Origin of the sequence: Arsenophonus nasoniae DSM 15247, assembly GCF_000429565.1 — a bacterium.
Taxonomy (GTDB): Bacteria; Pseudomonadota; Gammaproteobacteria; order Enterobacterales; family Enterobacteriaceae; genus Arsenophonus; species Arsenophonus nasoniae.
This window is the reverse complement of the sequence record NZ_AUCC01000063.1, coordinates 1-17,447: the sequence shown is the minus strand read 5'-3', so window position 1 is coordinate 17,447 and position 17,447 is coordinate 1. Positions and strand designations below refer to the sequence as shown.

Below are 17,447 nucleotides of genomic sequence, written 5' to 3'. Positions count from 1 at the left end.
ATAAACATGATTACTTTAGCGGAATGGAATTCAAGGAGGGATAGGCCAAGAAGAATGGACACTGTCAGGGGATGGGTTAGAAATGGGTTAATCCAGCCTCCCCCGATCAAGGATGGCAGGGAATATTTAGTTGAAGAGTATGCAATCAAAGTTAACGGCGTTAACCAGGTTAGTCATAAAAGTATGTTGTTGCAAAGGATAGGTCATGACCAGAATCAGAAAAATAAAAAATCGGGATTTGCCCCCTAACCTATACAAAAGAAACGGGTATTATTCCTATAGAGACCCACGTACTCGTAAAGAATACGGTTTGGGTAGAAACAAAGCCTATGCAATTAACGAGGCTATCAGTGCTAATCAATTATTACTTAATACAGAGAAAGTTAAGCCACTGACAGAAAGGATAGATGGACAAGGAAGTGTCTATTTCCATGAGTTTTTAGATAGATATGAAGAAATATTGAAAACAAGAGGATTAAGAGAGAAAACATTAAAAGACTATAAGCAAAGAATAGGTGTGATCAGAAAAGGATTTGTTAATGCGCCGATTCAAAACATAACCACAAAAGAGATTGCGGATTTTCTTCAGTTATCAATTAATGAAGAAAGAATAACAACTGCGAAACTAATGCGCAGTTTATTAAATGATTGTTTTAGAGAAGCAATATCATTAGGACTAATACAAATAAATCCAGTGACATCAACAAAGACGCCAAAAATAAAAATTCAAAGAGCAAGATTATCTTTAGAAGATTTTAATACTATTTTAGGTTTAATAAATAATGGCCATCATTGGTTAACTCATGCTATGAAATTAGCGCTTGTTACAGGGCAAAGAGTATCTGATGTCTCTAAAATAAAATATAAAGATATTCATGATGGGAAATTATGGATAATCCAACAAAAAACAGGATCAAAAATAGCAATCCCTCTTGATATTGAACTTTACGGAATTAAATTATCAAAGACTATTGCAGATTGTGTAAATAATTCAGAGTTTGTCATTAATAATAATGGAAATAAAATTACTGTAGAAAGAATATCAAAAGAATTTAGAAGGTTCAGAGATATTTCTCAATTAAATTGGGTAGGTGAGCCACCCTCTTTTCATGAAATTAGAAGCTTATCTGCTAGACTCTACACTGAAACAATGGGTAGCAATTTTGCGCAAAAGCTACTAGGACATAAGTCGGCCACAATGACAGCAAAATATCAAGATGATAGAAATAATAGTTGGATTGAGATTTAAATTTTAATGGATGAATAGTGACTTATAGTGATAATTTTGTTTTATCACATTGATTTTTAATGATAATTAATAATGGCAACTAAAGGCGCATTAGGATCCCAATCTTGTTTAGTGATGAAATACTCCCAACCCGTCGTTCTATGCGGCGCAGTCAACGTCCAATGAAAGGTATTTTTACCGGGTGAAACATCAACCTTAGTCCAACGAGTTGCACTCTGCTCATCTAACTCACCAAACCAACGATGTCCAGCACTTGCGATTTTTCCATCAGCGGGTCCACGGCGAGGAAAACCTTTCCGACCTTCTACCGATTGTGGTTCAACCATAACCTGACCACAATTACCGTTTTTACCTAATGAACAAAGATAAGCGCGGCTCGAAGGAAAATCGATATAACCATGCATAGGATTGGGGAGAGTATTAGCGTTAGCAAAACTTATAACACTAATTAATACTAATATTGCTAGTGATAACATTGCAAATGATAATTTTATTTTCATTCTGTTTATTCCGTAATTAGCTAATTTTATTTATTAAAAAATAGTTAGTAGACATAATGAAAACTACCGTAAAATTATCATTTAATAACGACTATAATATCAATAAAAATAATATAATTAATTAATAAAAAATAATTAATTATAAATTACATTGATGTTAAATAGTTTCTATCACTTGAGAATTAAATATCACTAATTTATATTAATAATACTTTAATTAAATAACCAATTCATTGAAAATAAAAATAATTCATCAAAATAAAAATGATAATTAGCAATAAATTATCTTTTAGTTGTTTATTATTAATAACAGCTTTACCAAAGGTTAAGCTGCTTTAAAAATAATTAGCATAATTATATTAAAAAGTTCCAAGCCACAAATTTATACTCATTAATAATCCTAGCCAACATCATCATGATCTTTATTAAGCCCAAAATGGCGATAAGCATGATCAGTCGCTATTCGACCACGGGGAGTACGCTGAATAAATCCTTGTTGAATAAGAAAAGGTTCAAGAACATCCTCTATAGTTTCCCTCTCTTCTCCAATTGCGGCAGCCACGTTGTCTAATCCTACCGGCCCCCCCATAAATTTATCAATAATCGCTATCAATAATTTACGATCAAGATAGTCAAAACCAGCGGTATCAACATTAAGCATATCTAATGCCTGTGCAGCGATTGTGCCGTCGATAATACCATTGCCTTTTACTTGAGCAAAATCTCTTACTCGCCGCAACAAACGATTAGTTATTCGTGGCGTTCCTCGTGAGCGCATCGCAATTTGTCTCGCGCCGGCATCAGAGATTTCTAACCCCATAAAACCAGCGCTACGTAAGACAATCGTTTGTAAATCATCAACATTATAAAATTCTAGCCGCTGGACAATACCAAAACGATCTCTAAGCGGAGAAGTCAATGAACCAGCTCGGGTTGTTGCACCTACTAGTGTGAAGGGCGGTAAATCGATTTTAATCGAACGAGCAGCAGGTCCTTCTCCAATCATGATATCTAATTGGTAATCTTCCATTGCCGGGTAAAGAATTTCTTCAACAACCGGTGATAACCGGTGAATTTCATCAATAAACAGTACATCATTCGGCTCTAAATTGGTTAACATTGCCGCCAAGTCGCCCGCTTTTTCCAACACCGGGCCAGAAGTGGTGCGTAAATTAGAGCCCAATTCATTTGCTACAATACCGGCTAATGTCGTTTTACCAAGCCCTGGTGGGCCAAAAATCAGCAAATGATCAAGCGCTTCAGCGCGTAATTTAGCTGCCTGAATAAAGATTTCCATCTGTTGGCATACCTGAGGCTGGCCGACATATTCAGTAAGTAATTTTGGCCTAATAGCGCGATCAATCACTTCTTCATCAGGTAAATTTTCAGCAGAAACTAAACGATCAGCCTCAATCATAGATTTGTCCCTTACTTATCATTTATAATGCGGCTCGCAATGCTTCACGGATCAATGCTTCACAGTTTGTAGCCCCATTAGCAACTCTACCAATCATACGGCTCGCATCTTGTGGTTTATAGCCTAAAGAAATTAATGCAGAAACTGCCTCTGCTTCAATATCATGACTATTTTGTTTTGCGGCTGACGAGCCGGGTAAATCTATTGCACTTTGTTTAAATAGATCGCCATTAAGTCCTTTAAAACGGTCTTTCATTTCAACCACCAGCCGTTCTGCGGTTTTTTTGCCAACACCCGGTAATTTTACCAAGCTAGCAATCGCTTCTTGTTCTATCGCTGAAACAAATTGATAAGCCGACATACCGGATAAAATGGCCAGGGCTAATTTAGGACCTACCCCATTCACCTTAATTAATTCACGAAATAATGCCCTTTCTTGCTTATCATTGAAGCCATAGAGAAGCTGCGCATCTTCACGCACAATAAATTGAGTCAACAAAACCACTTCCTGGCCAATTTCAGGTAATTCATAAAAACAGGTCATTGGCATATGAACTTCATAACCTACACCATTTAGTTCGAGTAAAACAATAGGCGGTTGTTTTTCCAAAATAGTGCCTCGCAAGCGACCAATCACATCGATTTCCTCTTTTAGGTTATTCTGTTAATGCTTATATTATAAAAAAATACTGGATTTATATCCAGTTATTAACGCAATCGTCCTTTGGCCAATAATAGACGAGGATCACCCATTCGAACCAAATTTTGATTAAAATGACAATGCGTAATCGCAATAGCTAAAGCATCAGCAGCATCCGCTTGAGGATGCGATGACAATTTTAATACTGAACATACCATATGCTGAACCTGTTTTTTTTCAGCTGCTCCAGTGCCTACAACAGATTGTTTTACTTGTCTGGCCGCATATTCAAAGACTGGCAATTGGTTATTAACTGCAGCTAAAATTGCCACTCCTCTTGCTTGACCTAATTTTAGAGCAGAATCGGCATTTTTTGCCATAAACACCTGTTCGACAGCAAAACTATCCGGTTGATACTGAGTAATAATTTCAATAATACCAGCATAAATACGTTGTAAGCGGGTTGGCAGATCGTCAACCTGGGTACGTATACAACCACTACCTAAATAGATCAATTGTCGACCTTGTTGACGAACAACACCATAACCGGTAATACGAGAACCAGGATCGATCCCAAGAATAATCGCCATATTCTTGACTCACTGAGTAGGTTAAACATGCAAAGAAAAAGCATACTGATAATCAGCATGCTATCTCTTAATATAAAAAGTTGATTTAATTATAGCTGAGCCGCAACTTCATCTGAAATTTCCCCATTATGATACACTTCTTGTACATCATCAGAATCTTCCAGCATATCAATTAAACGCAGAAGTTTAGGCGCAGTGTCAGCATCTAAATTTGCTTTGGTTGACGGGATCATGGTCACTTCAGCAGCTTCAGCCTTAAAACCTGTCGCATCTAAAGCATCTTTTACGCTACCAAAGTTTTCCAGCGTCGTATAAATATCGATTGCACCATCATCATAAGATTCGACGTCATCTGCACCAGCTTCTAATGCCGCTTCCATCAAGCTATCTTCATCAATGCCTGGCGCATAAGAGATCACGCCGCGTTTGGTAAATAAATAAGCCACAGAGCCATCGGTACCTAAATTACCACCGCATTTAGTAAAAGCATGGCGTACGTCAGAAACAGTACGATTACGATTATCGCTTAAGCATTCAACCATAACAGCCGTACCGCCTGGGCCATAGCCTTCATAAATAATCGTTTCCAGATTATCATTTTCATCACTACCGACACCACGTGCGATTGCTCGATTTAAGGTATCTCGCGTCATATTATTAGATAACGCCTTATCAATCGCCGCACGCAATCGTGGATTTGATGCAGCATCACCACCACCTAAACGAGCCGCTGTTACCAGTTCACGAATAATTTTAGTAAAAATTTTACCACGTTTAGCGTCTTGCGCCGCTTTGCGGTGTTTGGTATTGGCCCATTTACTATGACCTGCCATGAAATATCTCCCAAAATACGTCAATAAAAATCATTTTAGAACAAATTCTTCAATCGCCCGACGGTTACTCCATGACTTGGTCAATGCCGCAGCTTCGGCAGCAGGTAACCAACGAAAAGCCAAATGTTCTATCAATAAAAAATCTTGCTCTTGCGGCAAAGCCAAAGAAAACCAATGCTCTTTACATTGGGTTACACCCGGCGCATAACGATGGCGAAATTTTAAAAAAATATCAAAATAGAGACTGCGTTGCAGATCAACTAACAATAAATGCTGTTTAATAATATCAATACCTATCTCTTCTTTAACTTCACGTAATGCTGCTTCTCTTGGTGTTTCGTTATCCTCTAGACTACCGGTAACAGATTGCCAAAAATCAGGATCATCACGCCGCTGTAGCATCAGTACTTGGCGACTTGATTGCACATAAATGACAACTAATACTGATTCCGGCCGTTTATATTGCATAATATTTATTTAATTTTCTCGACAACCGTTATCGCCAATTCCGCTAATGCGGCCGGATTCGCCTTACTGGGCGCATCGGTCATTAAACAGGCTGCTGCGGTGGTTTTAGGAAACGCAATTACATCGCGAATATTTTCTGTTCCCGTTAACAACATAACCAGCCTATCTAAACCGAATGCTAAACCAGCGTGTGGTGGCGTTCCATATTGCAATGCCTCCAATAAGAAACCAAATTTGTCTTGCTGATCTGTTTGGCTAATATTGAGAATTTCGAAAACAGCTTGTTGCATCTTATTATGGTGAATACGCACTGAGCCACCACCTACTTCATAACCATTAATGACCATATCGTAGGCATTAGCAACCGCCGCTAGAGGATTAGCTTGCAATTGTTCAGGTGTAAAATCTTTTGGTGCAGTAAAAGGATGATGCATGGCATTAAGTTCTCCATGTTCATCTTCTTCAAACATGGGGAAATCAATAATCCATAATGGTTTCCAACTGTTATTTTGGGTAATTGCTAAATCACGCCCTACTTTCAACCGTAACGCTCCCATCGCATCATTGACCACATTTTGTTTGCCGGCGCCAAATAGCAAAATATCACCTGCTTTAGCTTGGGTACGTGCTAACAAATTATCAATTACATGTTGTGGCAAAAACTTAGCTATCGGGCTTTGAATATCTGCCTGATTTTCAGCTAGTGAATTGACTTTCATCCAGGCTAACCCTTTTGCGCCATAGATAGCTACAAATTCAGCATAACCATCCAGTTGTTTACGCGTTAGCGTCGCTCCGCCTGGAACGCAAAGGGCAGCAACACGCCCTTTCGGATCATTGGCAGCCTCTGCAAATACTTTAAATTCGACTAGGTTAACCAAATCAGCAATATCAATTAATTCTAAAGGATTACGTAAGTCTGGTTTATCTGAACCATAACGCTGCATGGCCTCAGCAAAAGTCATGACTGGAAAAGTACCTAATTCAATACCTTTATTTTTCTGCCATAAATTACGGATCAAACGCTCCATGACTTCACGAACTTGCTCAGCGGTCATAAAAGAGGTTTCTACGTCTATCTGAGTAAATTCAGGTTGGCGATCAGCACGTAAGTCTTCATCACGAAAACATTTCACTATTTGATAATAACGATCAAAGCCGGACATCATCAATAATTGTTTAAAAAGTTGTGGTGATTGCGGCAGAGCATAAAATTCGCCTTTATGAACACGGCTTGGGACAAGATAATCACGCGCCCCCTCCGGTGTTGCTTTCGTCAAAATAGGCGTTTCAATATCAACAAAACCTTCCGCATCCATAAAACGACGCACAAAACTGGTAATCTTTGCACGCTCTCTCAAGCGCGTTGCCATTTCCGGCCGACGTAAATCAAGATAACGATATTTTAATCTAATTTCCTCGGAATTTTGTTGATTGCTATCTATCGGTAACGGTTCAGAACGATTAATGATTGTTAATGCTTCTGCAACAATTTCAATCTCACCAGTCGGGATTTCTTTATTAATTTGTTCACGTTTTCGTACCATACCGGTAATTTGGATACAAAATTCGTTACGTAATTGTGACGCTTGAGTAAAAAGTTCGGCATGCTTTTCCTGCAGAAAAACAACTTGAACTAAACCTTCGCGATCTCTCATATCGACAAAAATTAATTTACCTAAATTGCGCTGGCGATTCACCCAGCCACAGAGAGTAACCTTTTGTCCGACGTGAGCAACACCTAATTGCCCACAATAATTTGTCCGCATACGATATCCTTTTACTCATCATACTCAACTTGCAGAGTCGCTTGCACTAATCGTTTTAGTGCTATTTATTTAAACGCAATAAAAAAATATCGCTATTATACAGAAAATTCCATTGGGAAATAAGTATGCCTTATCATATTGGATAAATAACTTTTACCGTTTTCGCAATTGCAGAGCTTTTTATTGATTTAAATACTATATTTATGGTAACAGTTGAAGCTTTGAGATGTATCATTATTTCGCTGTTTTGCTTAATAAAATTGGGGAAAAAAAATGGTTAGTTCTCTGTACATTGTATTTAGCGCTTTAATATTGCTTAAGTTATCTTTGGAAGTCATTAAACTGAGAACTCAATATCAAGTGACTTACGGTGATGGTGGCTTTTGTGAATTACAAATAGCAATACGCGTTCAGGGTAATGCAATTGAGTATATTCCTATCTCTATGCTGTTATTATTAATGATGGAGATGAATGGCGCACCTGTTTGGGCTATTCATCTTTGTGGATTAATTTTTATTATTGCCAGAATTCTCCATTACTTTGGTCTAAAACATAGGGAACGCACTTGGCGCTATTTTGGTCGAATAACCACCTTTAGTTCTATGATTTTAATGATCCTGGTTAACATTTATTATTTGCCTTGGATCCAAATTTTCTCGTTTGATCTATAATATCATACTTATTTCATTAACATGGGCATACTTAAGGCTTTGCCATGTTAATGAGATTTAGTGTATGTACTAACTTAAAATCTGTTAGAATAAATTACCGTTTGCTATTTAATTGATTCATAAGTTATGCCTAGCCATATTTTAAATAAACAGAAAGACACCCTGTTTGCTACCCCTATCGCTAACTTGGGTGACTGGCAATTTGATGATAAAGTTGCCGAAGTCTTTCCTGACATGATCAAGCGCTCAGTTCCTGGCTATTCAAATATTATCACTATGATTGGCATGCTTGCGACCCGTTTTGTCACAGCCAATAGCACTATTTATGATCTCGGTTGCTCATTAGGTGCAGCCACATTATCGATTCGCCGTAATATTAAAGCTGAAAATTGTAAAATAATTGCTATTGATAATTCTGCCGCTATGATCGAACGTTGCCAGCGATATGTTTATGCTTATAAAGCGAATACGCCGGTTGAAATTATTGAGGATGATATTCTCAATACTAATATCCAAAATGCCTCAATGGTGGTATTAAATTTTACCTTACAATTTATTGCCCCAACTGTTCGACAGCAATTAATTAACCGTATCTACCAAGGACTGAATCCTGGTGGTGTCCTAGTGTTATCTGAAAAATTTAATTTTAGCGATAAGAAAATTGAGTCTTTACTGTTTAATATGCATTATGATTTTAAGCGCGCCAATGGTTATAGTGAACTCGAGATAAGTCAAAAACGTAATATGCTAGAAAATACCATGTTACCTGATTCGATTGACAACCATAAAGCACGTCTACGTGCTGCCGGGTTTGATCATTGTGATTTATGGTTTCAATGTTTTAATTTTGGTTCATTACTCGCTATCAAGGGTCAAGATTGATGATAGATTTTGGTCATTTTTATCAACAAATCGCAATCGGGCCGCTAAGCCACTGGCTAGAAACACTACCATGCCAAATTGAACAATGGAAAAAAACAACGCAACATGGACAATTCAACAGTTGGCAAAAAATAGTGCAAAATCTGCCCAACATAACGCCCACTGACTTAGATCTAAAAACTGCAGTTATGGCCAAAAATGAGTACCCACTTTGTCCTAAAGAGAAGCAACGCATTACCCAACTATTAAAAAGCCTGATGCCCTGGCGTAAAGGCCCGTTTTCCCTTTACGATATTGACATTGATTGCGAATGGCGATCGGACTGGAAATGGCAACGTATCCTACCTTATCTTTCACCATTAACAGATAAATTAGTACTTGATGTCGGCTGCGGTAATGGCTATCACATGTGGAGAATGGTTGGTGAAGGCGCGAAAATGGTTATCGGTATTGATCCCACCCAACTATTTTTATGTCAGTTTGCAGCAGTACGTAAATTAATTGGTAATAATCAACAAGCTTATCTATTGCCCCTAGGCATTGAACAACTACCGTCACTTGCTGCCTTTGATACTGTGTTCTCAATGGGGGTACTTTATCATCGGCGTTCACCGTTAGATCATCTCTATCAACTAAAAAATCAATTAGTTTCTGGTGGTGAGCTAATACTTGAAAGTTTAGTTATTGACGGTGATGAAAACCAATGCTTAATACCTAATGATCGTTATGCTCAAATGCGTAATGTCTATTTTATTCCATCAGCAAAAATGCTTAAAATCTGGTTAGAAAAATGTGGCTTTTGCGATGTGTATATTGTTGATCAAACAGTAACAACCCTAGAAGAACAGCGTAAAACAGCCTGGATGGAAACTGAATCATTAGCAAATTTTCTGGCCCCAAATAACATTCATTTGACAGTTGAAGGTTATCCGGCTCCTTTACGCGCTACTTTAGTTGCCAAAAAAAGATAAACATGACGGTATTAAATACCGTCAATACACTAAGCTTACTTATTGGTCATAATTGGTAATCGTTAATAAATTTTTCATTGCTTCCACCACATCCCTATCGACACAATAATGGGTAAATTCATCCATCTCCATATTGGCACTCATCGTAACTCCTGCTTTGCGGTAATTCATGCTCGACGGCATCACTTTTCCAGCAGAAGTATGTACTTCGGGTAAACCTGCATCAATAAATTTCTGTAAATTTGACAATTTCACCCCAGCACCAGCCATGATAATCGGCCCATTGGGGGTTTTGCCAGCTAATACATTTAATTCTTTCAATAACGGTAAACCTAATTCCGCATTCTGTTGCTGACCTGAGGTTAATATACGTGCAACACCAAGTTCTGTCAGTTGTTCATAAGCTTGTTTTGGGCTAATGCACATATCAAAAGCGCGATGAAAAGTAACAGCCATATCACCAGATAATGCTTTTAAAATACGCATGCGGGGTATATCAATATGTCCTTCTCGATTTAATATGCCATATACGACACCGGGAAAACCTAACTGTCTGATAAGGCTTATATCATGTTTAATAGCTTCAAACTCGCTATCATTGTAACAAAAATCCCCTCCTCTAGGACGTACAATTGGATGAACGGGGATATTTACTGTATCTATAGTCTGTTTTAAACAACCATAACTCGGTGTTAATCCGCCTTCAGCTGGACTGGAACAAAGTTCAATACGATCTGCGCCAAATTCTTGCGCAATTAGGGCACATTCAGCCCCATAGCAGCAAATTTCAAGGGTTATCATAATACTGCCACCTCTGATTAATTATTGTTATTTCTATTTTTTAGTTATCAATTAATAAGCATACTATTCTGCAAATAAAATACCCATTTTTCAAACTGTAATTACGACAAGTAATTAATTTTAATCAAAAAGGATAATATTTTATTATAAAAGGCCATTAACTTTTAATAATAAATTTTCAATATACTTTTAACTTTTCATGAAGATAAATTTTAATATGCAAAATAAAGAGACTTAACATAGCCTATTTTTTAAATTAATATTTCTAATCAAAATTGCAATTTTACAATCAATGCTATTTTTTAAAGTTAGATAATGCAAAAATTCTCAAATAGCATTTAGTATGATGATAAAAAGCGATCCTATCTGATATTATTTTACAATAGAGTTATCAATCAAATAGTTGATTAGTAGCATGTGAATAGCTAATTATGGTATAAAGCCAGCTATTTTTTATCTCGACCCTCATAGCTGTATCTTACTAAGTCGAAAACGACAGCTATCTTCATCATTAAGGTAATCAGGTGAATATTCAGGCTCTTCTTTCAGAAAAAATTAGTAATGCATTAGTCGCCGCAGGCGCGCCTAAAGGTAGTGATGCACATATCCGCCCTTCAACAAAAGCCCAATTTGGTGATTACCAAGCTAATGGTGTCATGTCAGCTGCTAAAAAAATCGGTATTCCTCCACGTCAGTTAGCGGAAAAAATGCTACCGCTACTGAAGCTGGAAAATATTGCCAGTAAAGTTGAAATTGCGGGACCGGGTTTTATTAATATTTTTCTTGATAAGCAATGGATAGCAAAACAGATTGAACTTACCTTACAACATGAAAAATTGGCTATTAATAGCGTTACGCCACAAACCATTATTATTGACTATTCGGCCCCCAATGTCGCAAAACAGATGCATGTTGGCCATTTACGTTCTACCATCATTGGCGATGCTGTCGCTCGCACATTAGAGTTTTTAGGTCATAAAGTAATTCGTGCTAACCATATCGGCGATTGGGGCACCCAGTTTGGTATGCTAATTGCGTATCTGGAAAAAGTTCAGCAAGAGAATGCTACCAATATGGCCTTAGCGGATCTGGAAACTTTCTATCGTGAAGCTAAAAAACATTATGATGAAGATGAAAATTTTGCTGAATTGGCACGTAATTACGTGGTTAAACTGCAGTCTGGTGATGAATATTGTCGTAAAATGTGGCACAAATTGGTTGATATTACCATGGCGCAAAATCAACAAACCTATCAGCGTTTAAATGTCACGCTGACTGAAGACGATGTGATGGGTGAAAGCTTATATAATAATATGCTGCCTGATATTGTCGCTGATTTAACGGCTAAAGGGTTAGCTGTTGAAAGTGATGGCGCTATGGTTGTCTATTTGGATGAATTTAAAAATAAAGATGGCGATGCCATGGGGGTGATCATCCAGAAAAAAGATGGTGGCTATCTCTATACGACAACAGATATTGCCTGCGCAAAATATCGTCATGAAATACTTCACGCCGATCGCGTGTTGTATTATACCGATTCACGACAACACCAACATCTCATGCAAGCTTGGGCTATTGTACGTAAAGCCGGCTATATTCCTGATACAATGTCATTAGAGCATCACATGTTTGGTATGATGCTAGGTAAGGATGGTAAACCGTTTAAAACTCGCGCCGGCGGAACTATCCGGCTCGCCGATTTACTTGATGAAGCGATTGAGCGTGCAGCTCATCTTATCCGTCAAAAAAATTCAGCTATGCCAGAAAAAGAGTTACAATCGATTATCCAGGCGGTTGGTATTGGTGCAGTAAAATATGCCGATCTATCGAAAAATCGTACCACTGATTATATTTTTGACTGGGACAATATGTTAGCTTTTGAGGGTAATACCGCGCCTTATATGCAATATGCCTATACCAGAGTGGCCTCAATTTTTAAGCGAGCTAAGATTAATCCGGCAACCTTAACCGCGCCGGTGATATTGGCCAATGAATATGAGCAAGTGCTAGCGATACGTTTATTGCAATTTGAAGAGACAATACTCACTGTTGCTCGCGAAGGTTTACCACATATTATGTGTTCTTATTTATATGATCTGGCTGGTTTATTTTCTAGTTTTTATGAACATTGTCCAATTTTGAATGCAGAAAATGACGCATCAAAACAAAGCCGATTAAAACTGGCGTTACTAACGCAAAAAACCTTAAAAATTGGTCTAGACACATTAGGAATTGAAACGGTAGAAAGAATGTAATCCTTTACTGGCTATAGGCTGCCAATAGCGCAGCCTACTAATTATATTATGCTGCTTAAGCCAAAAATCATTATCGTGGTAGCGATAAAATAGACGGTTAAGCCAACATAATGGTCAGAAAATAAAAGAAACAAATGATACGATCATTAACAATGCAACAATCGCAGTACATAAACCATACTTAAAATCGGTATCCATAACCTCACCTCACTATTCTCACAGCTTTATTCATAAATTCGCTAATGAAAAATCATTTAATGTCATAACATCATACAACAAAAAAACTATTTTTTATTATATCATCAAGGAAATATTGATTAACACTTTTGTTTTTATAACAAATCAGACAAAATGAACAGTTTACTGATAATTTAATTATCAGTGGGTTATTTTTATAGTTTAATGATAGTCGTTTTTAAATAATAGTAATGGATTTGGAAATGGTGCAGGAGTCTTTTTAACATGGCAACAATTAAGGATGTGGCAAATTTGGCGGGGGTTTCAACTACCACCGTATCTCATGTAATTAATAACACCCGTTTTGTTGCCAAAGAGACAAAAACGAGTGTTTGGGCAGCCATTAAAACACTTAATTATTCTCCCAGTGCCGTTGCTCGTAGTTTGAAAGTTAACCATACTAAATCCATTGGTTTACTGGCTACCTCTAATGAAGCCCCTTATTTTGCAGAAGTCATCGAGTCAGTAGAAAACAACTGTTATAGTCAAGGATATACATTAATCCTGTGTAATTCACATAACAACCTCAATAAACAGCAAGCCTATTTACAAATGTTAGCGCAAAAAAGGGTTGATGGTTTATTGGTAATGTGCTCCGAATATCCAAAACAACTACTCCAGATGTTAGAGGAATACCGTAATATTCCAATGGTTGTGATGGATTGGGGGCAAGCTCATGGTGATTTTACCGATGTCATCATTGATAATGCGGTTTATGGCGGTTATCTTGCCGGGCGTTATCTGATTGAACGCGGGCATCGTGATTTAGGGATTATCTCTGGACCATTAAAACGCAATACTGGCAGTGGCCGGCGGCAAGGCTTTCTCAATGCCATGAAGGAAGCTAACATCCAGCCACTGGATAAATGGATTGTTGAGGGTGATTTCGAGCCAACTTCCGGCTACGACGCGATGAAGCAAATTTTAAATCATCAACCAAGACCGACCGCTATTTTTTGTGGTGGTGACATTATGGCAATGGGGGCTATCTGTGCAGCGAATGAATTAGGCATTCGGGTTCCACAAGATATCTCTATTATTGGCTATGACAATGTTCGCAATGCACGTTTTTTTACGCCAGCACTAACCACCATTCATCAACCTAAAGAACGTTTGGGTCAAATGGCTTTTACTATGCTGCTGGATCGTATTTTTAATAAACGCAAAAATGCGCAAACTATTGAAATACATCCTGAGCTTATTGAACGCCGTTCGGTTGTCGATGGTCCATTTATTGACTACCGCAGATAATCGCTAGATTTAAATTTCTTCAATTAGCTAGCCACTCGGCATTCAGCGTTTCGCTATTACCTAAATAATCAAGTAACCAACTCAAGGTCGGAGAACGTTTTTCTTCATTCCAAATAACACAACACGGACTATCAGGTAAGGGTTGCTTAATCTGTAAAGTTTTTAATTCATTTTTGCGGCAAAGTTGCTCTACCCGATGTTTAGGCGCAAATCCTAAACATAACCCATTTTTTAAACAAGCTAAACCACTTTCCCAATCTGGCACAATAAGCCGTTTTTGGTTATCCAATGCCCAAGTTTCTCGCTTTGGCAAGTAGCGAGAGGTATCTTCTAAACATAAACTCGGATACTGACGTAATTGTTGATCACTAATTAGACCGTTCATTTGTGCTAAAGGATGATTTATGCTGACAACACATGACCAGGGCATAAAGCCCATATCACGAAAACTATATCTATCACCAATCGGGGAGGCGCGAGTGGCACCAATCGCAATATCTACTCGAGCATCGACCAACGACTCCCATACACCATTATAAACTTCCTGTTGAATAAAAAGTTCAATATCAGAAAAGTGACGATAAAAATCTAATATTAATTGCAATATTCTCTCGGGCTTAACAACCCGATCAATAGCAATACTAAATTGTCCATGCCAACCATTGGCAATCTGTTGACACTGATGGCGTGTTTCACGCATTGTTTTGATAATATGGCGCGCATTTTTAACGAAAAATTTACCGGCATCAGTAAGAACAACATCACGATAACGTCGTTCAAACAAAGGAACGGCCAGCCACTCTTCCAGTTGTTTTACGGTATAACTTACTGCAGAGGGAACTCTATGTAACTCAACGGCAGCGGCACTAAAACTGCCCGTTCTTTCAACGGCATCAATCACTTCAAGGGAATACTCTGACCACATAGCCTCTTACCTGTCAAAATATTTGATAACAATATGCAAATAATAACGCTTCACAACAAAAATTCATCTCTTATACAATAAAAAGCGATATTTGATATTATTTAATTTATTGATACCAATATGAATAAAAATAACCCCAATAAACATAATTTTGGCTTTATGCTTTATCTAGCTGGCTTAAGTATGCTCGGTTTTTTGGCCATTGATATGTACTTACCTGCTTTTAGTATAATGCAACAACAACTCAACACCTCAGCAAATACCATCAGTGCAAGTCTTAGTCTATTTTTATGTGGTTTTGCCTTCGCACAACTTAGTTGGGGGCCGCTTTCCGATCGTATTGGTAGAAAACCCGTTTTATTAATTGGGTTGGCACTATTTATTTTTAGCTGTCTAACAACACTCTGCATCACTAATGGTACACAATTACTTATTTTGCGATTTATTCAAGGTATTAGCGTTTGTTCAACAGCAGTCATTTGGCAGGCTTTGGTCATTGATCGTTTTAGTGGCCACTATGCTAAACGGGTATTTGCTACCATTATGCCTTTAGTTGCACTATCGCCCGCATTAGCCCCTCTATTAGGTGCCTGGATCCTTACTAGTAATAGCTGGCAAATGATATTTTTTAGTTTAGCTATCATCGGAATATTGCTTTTTTTGGCCACCCTTTTATTACAGGAAAAAAAACGTTTAGAAAAAACACAGAAAATAAAATCCACCACCTCTTTTATCACCTTCCTACGTTCTGCCGTATTTAGTGGTAATGTATTAATTTATGCCGCCTGTAGTGCCGGATTTTTTGCCTGGCTAACAGGCTCTCCATTTATTTTAACTGAAATGGGATATAATCCGCAGGATATTGGCATCAGTTACGTACCTCAAACCATCGCTTTTATGTTCGGTGGCTATGGTGGACGTTATTTCATAGCCAAAATAAAAAACCAAATCTTGCTGCCAATGATTCTTATCGGTTATGCACTAAGTGTATTGATTATCTTTATTCTTGCTATTTTTTCACAACCTAATTTATTTACTCTGTTACTACCTTTCTGTTGCATGGCTGCGATGAATGGTGCTTGCTATCCTATTGTGGTATCAAATGCATTAAGTGTTTTTCCTAAAGTCAGTGGTAAAGCCGCAGCGTTACAAAATACTCTCCAGCTAGGTTTATGTTTTGCGGCGAGTCTGGCCGTATCTAGTTTAATTACTAACCCGCTGCTGGCAACTAGCGGTATTATGGTTGCTACCATCATTCCACTGCTAATAGGCTACTGGCTGCAAAAAAGTAAAAATTCAGCCAATACCACAACGGAAGCCTTCGAGTAGGAAAATAAATCTTTCAACAAACGCGGGTGAGATTGCTGACTTTGACTAACGAGCATATTAAGCGCTCATTTTTTCAGTAGCCGTCTTCGCATATGTATTATGTAAAATTTTATTTATTGGTGAAATGAGAATATTTAACTTTCTCATTTCGATCAGGATCTCATGACTTAAAAGCAAAATTACCATCCACATTAATTTAAAAAACAAGCCATTCTTTAAATTGATATGAAATCAATGACGGTAGGAATTTTTTTCCAACTTAGCAGGAAAGAGGTTGATGTGGCAAAAGGCCCAAATCCGAAAAGAATAAACAAATCATCTGAAAAAATATCTGAACATAAGCACGCCTTTGGCGTGAGCATCGCGGCAAAGGCGCTCTATTTCTAGGCAATTCCCTTCTCGTCTTTTATACTCTGCTCTATGTACATCCCCAGACCTGCAAAACTGCTATTTCAATACGATGACGGATGGAACCTTTTCATCGAAAATAATTAGGTGGATGAATGGCAACTACTCTCTGTCGAAAAGATGCTCGCCTGCAGCACCTGCGCTATGGGCGTTCGCCGTTATTGCTGTTCTTCACCTGAATGCTCTCATTCACGCTTCTTTTGTCAAACCTGTAAATCCAAAGCCTGCAGTGCGTGTGGCCTCAAAGGCA

The 17,447-nt window shown here is 37.9% G+C and carries 18 protein-coding genes and 1 pseudogene; 10 read left to right on the top strand and 9 right to left on the bottom strand.

Annotated features, from left to right (window positions below):
* Together G468_RS0112285 and G468_RS0112280 are read left to right on the top strand one after the other, a co-directional pair.
* A partial coding sequence (locus G468_RS0112285; RefSeq protein WP_034249891.1) for an excisionase occupies positions 1–249 on the top strand: 249 nt, incomplete at its 5' end.
* Positions 206–1,249 (top strand): tyrosine-type recombinase/integrase, encoded by a 1,044-nt coding sequence (locus G468_RS0112280; RefSeq protein WP_026823380.1) that lies wholly within the window; start codon positions 206–208, stop codon positions 1,247–1,249. The genes G468_RS0112285 and G468_RS0112280, both read left to right, overlap by 44 nt.
* Positions 1,250–1,305: 56 nt before the next feature.
* Here G468_RS0112280 and G468_RS20795 read toward each other — a convergent pair whose 3' ends face one another.
* From G468_RS20795 to aspS, 7 genes are all read right to left on the bottom strand, one after another.
* Entirely contained in the window at positions 1,306–1,749 is a 444-nt protein-coding gene (locus G468_RS20795) for a lytic polysaccharide monooxygenase (protein ID WP_051297072.1), read from the bottom strand.
* A 400-nt stretch (positions 1,750–2,149) separates the two neighbouring features.
* A complete protein-coding gene (gene ruvB, locus G468_RS0112270) occupies positions 2,150–3,166 on the bottom strand; it encodes a Holliday junction branch migration DNA helicase RuvB (protein WP_026823379.1) in 1,017 nt (338 codons plus the stop codon).
* A gap of 22 nt (positions 3,167–3,188) precedes the next feature.
* On the bottom strand, positions 3,189–3,803 hold the full coding sequence (gene ruvA, locus G468_RS0112265; protein WP_026823378.1) for a Holliday junction branch migration protein RuvA: 615 nt from the start codon (positions 3,801–3,803) through the stop codon (positions 3,189–3,191).
* Between the two features lie 71 nt (positions 3,804–3,874).
* The gene (gene ruvC, locus G468_RS0112260) at positions 3,875–4,396 is read right to left on the bottom strand and encodes a crossover junction endodeoxyribonuclease RuvC (protein ID WP_026823377.1); all 522 of its coding nucleotides are present in this window, start codon (positions 4,394–4,396) and stop codon (positions 3,875–3,877) included.
* 89 nt (positions 4,397–4,485) lie between these two features.
* The gene (locus tag G468_RS0112255) at positions 4,486–5,229 is read right to left on the bottom strand and encodes a YebC/PmpR family DNA-binding transcriptional regulator (RefSeq protein ID WP_026823376.1); all 744 of its coding nucleotides are present in this window, start codon (positions 5,227–5,229) and stop codon (positions 4,486–4,488) included.
* A 30-nt stretch (positions 5,230–5,259) separates the two neighbouring features.
* On the bottom strand, positions 5,260–5,697 hold the full coding sequence (gene nudB, locus G468_RS0112250; RefSeq protein ID WP_026823375.1) for a dihydroneopterin triphosphate diphosphatase: 438 nt from the start codon (positions 5,695–5,697) through the stop codon (positions 5,260–5,262).
* Positions 5,698–5,702: 5 nt separating this feature from the next.
* A complete protein-coding gene (aspS, locus tag G468_RS0112245; protein WP_026823374.1) occupies positions 5,703–7,466 on the bottom strand; it encodes an aspartate--tRNA ligase in 1,764 nt (587 codons plus the stop codon).
* 273 nt (positions 7,467–7,739) lie between these two features.
* Between aspS and G468_RS0112240 the strand changes: the two genes are divergently transcribed.
* From G468_RS0112240 to cmoB, 3 genes are all read left to right on the top strand, one after another.
* Positions 7,740–8,138: an MAPEG family protein gene (locus G468_RS0112240; RefSeq protein WP_026823373.1), complete on the top strand. Its 399-nt coding sequence runs from the start codon at positions 7,740–7,742 to the stop codon at positions 8,136–8,138.
* Between the two features lie 126 nt (positions 8,139–8,264).
* Positions 8,265–9,020, top strand: a complete 756-nt coding sequence (cmoA, locus tag G468_RS0112235; RefSeq protein ID WP_026823372.1) for a carboxy-S-adenosyl-L-methionine synthase CmoA — start codon at positions 8,265–8,267, stop codon at positions 9,018–9,020.
* The gene (gene cmoB, locus G468_RS0112230) at positions 9,020–9,991 is read left to right on the top strand and encodes a tRNA 5-methoxyuridine(34)/uridine 5-oxyacetic acid(34) synthase CmoB (RefSeq protein WP_026823371.1); all 972 of its coding nucleotides are present in this window, start codon (positions 9,020–9,022) and stop codon (positions 9,989–9,991) included. Before cmoA ends, cmoB begins: the two co-directional genes overlap by 1 nt.
* A 39-nt stretch (positions 9,992–10,030) precedes the next feature.
* Here cmoB and cutC read toward each other — a convergent pair whose 3' ends face one another.
* The gene (gene cutC / locus G468_RS0112225; RefSeq protein ID WP_026823370.1) at positions 10,031–10,792 is read right to left on the bottom strand and encodes a copper homeostasis protein CutC; all 762 of its coding nucleotides are present in this window, start codon (positions 10,790–10,792) and stop codon (positions 10,031–10,033) included.
* A 524-nt stretch (positions 10,793–11,316) separates the two neighbouring features.
* Here cutC and argS point away from each other — a divergent pair.
* Both argS and purR read left to right on the top strand, forming a co-directional pair.
* The gene (argS, locus tag G468_RS0112220) at positions 11,317–13,047 is read left to right on the top strand and encodes an arginine--tRNA ligase (protein WP_026823369.1); all 1,731 of its coding nucleotides are present in this window, start codon (positions 11,317–11,319) and stop codon (positions 13,045–13,047) included.
* A gap of 462 nt (positions 13,048–13,509) precedes the next feature.
* The gene (gene purR, locus G468_RS0112215; RefSeq protein ID WP_026823368.1) at positions 13,510–14,535 is read left to right on the top strand and encodes an HTH-type transcriptional repressor PurR; all 1,026 of its coding nucleotides are present in this window, start codon (positions 13,510–13,512) and stop codon (positions 14,533–14,535) included.
* A 19-nt stretch (positions 14,536–14,554) separates the two neighbouring features.
* Here the strand turns inward: purR and punR are convergent, their stop codons facing one another.
* The gene (punR, locus tag G468_RS0112210; RefSeq protein ID WP_026823367.1) at positions 14,555–15,460 is read right to left on the bottom strand and encodes a DNA-binding transcriptional activator PunR; all 906 of its coding nucleotides are present in this window, start codon (positions 15,458–15,460) and stop codon (positions 14,555–14,557) included.
* A 120-nt stretch (positions 15,461–15,580) separates the two neighbouring features.
* On the opposite strand from punR, the gene punC reads away from it, so the two are divergent.
* The 3 genes and pseudogenes from punC to G468_RS25400 all read left to right on the top strand — a co-directional run.
* The gene (punC, locus tag G468_RS0112205; RefSeq protein WP_034249887.1) at positions 15,581–16,789 is read left to right on the top strand and encodes a purine nucleoside transporter PunC; all 1,209 of its coding nucleotides are present in this window, start codon (positions 15,581–15,583) and stop codon (positions 16,787–16,789) included.
* Between the two features lie 234 nt (positions 16,790–17,023).
* On the top strand, positions 17,024–17,176 hold the full coding sequence (locus G468_RS23820) for a hypothetical protein (protein WP_155846996.1): 153 nt from the start codon (positions 17,024–17,026) through the stop codon (positions 17,174–17,176).
* 33 nt (positions 17,177–17,209) lie between these two features.
* Positions 17,210–17,447, top strand: a pseudogene (locus tag G468_RS25400) (transposase zinc-binding domain-containing protein); the annotation flags it as partial.

Coding starts and splice junctions, on each gene's coding strand:
- G468_RS0112280 (WP_026823380.1), top strand. CDS start 206: ATGACCAGAATCAGAAAAATAAAAAATCGGGATTTGCCCCCTAACCTA.
- G468_RS20795 (WP_051297072.1), bottom strand. CDS start 1,749: ATGAAAATAAAATTATCATTTGCAATGTTATCACTAGCAATATTAGTA.
- ruvB (WP_026823379.1), bottom strand. CDS start 3,166: ATGATTGAGGCTGATCGTTTAGTTTCTGCTGAAAATTTACCTGATGAA.
- ruvC (WP_026823377.1), bottom strand. CDS start 4,396: ATGGCGATTATTCTTGGGATCGATCCTGGTTCTCGTATTACCGGTTAT.
- G468_RS0112255 (WP_026823376.1), bottom strand. CDS start 5,229: ATGGCAGGTCATAGTAAATGGGCCAATACCAAACACCGCAAAGCGGCG.
- nudB (WP_026823375.1), bottom strand. CDS start 5,697: ATGCAATATAAACGGCCGGAATCAGTATTAGTTGTCATTTATGTGCAA.
- aspS (WP_026823374.1), bottom strand. CDS start 7,466: ATGCGGACAAATTATTGTGGGCAATTAGGTGTTGCTCACGTCGGACAA.
- G468_RS0112240 (WP_026823373.1), top strand. CDS start 7,740: ATGGTTAGTTCTCTGTACATTGTATTTAGCGCTTTAATATTGCTTAAG.
- cmoA (WP_026823372.1), top strand. CDS start 8,265: ATGCCTAGCCATATTTTAAATAAACAGAAAGACACCCTGTTTGCTACC.
- cmoB (WP_026823371.1), top strand. CDS start 9,020: ATGATAGATTTTGGTCATTTTTATCAACAAATCGCAATCGGGCCGCTA.
- cutC (WP_026823370.1), bottom strand. CDS start 10,792: ATGATAACCCTTGAAATTTGCTGCTATGGGGCTGAATGTGCCCTAATT.
- purR (WP_026823368.1), top strand. CDS start 13,510: ATGGCAACAATTAAGGATGTGGCAAATTTGGCGGGGGTTTCAACTACC.
- punR (WP_026823367.1), bottom strand. CDS start 15,460: ATGTGGTCAGAGTATTCCCTTGAAGTGATTGATGCCGTTGAAAGAACG.
- punC (WP_034249887.1), top strand. CDS start 15,581: ATGAATAAAAATAACCCCAATAAACATAATTTTGGCTTTATGCTTTAT.
- G468_RS23820 (WP_155846996.1), top strand. CDS start 17,024: ATGACGGTAGGAATTTTTTTCCAACTTAGCAGGAAAGAGGTTGATGTG.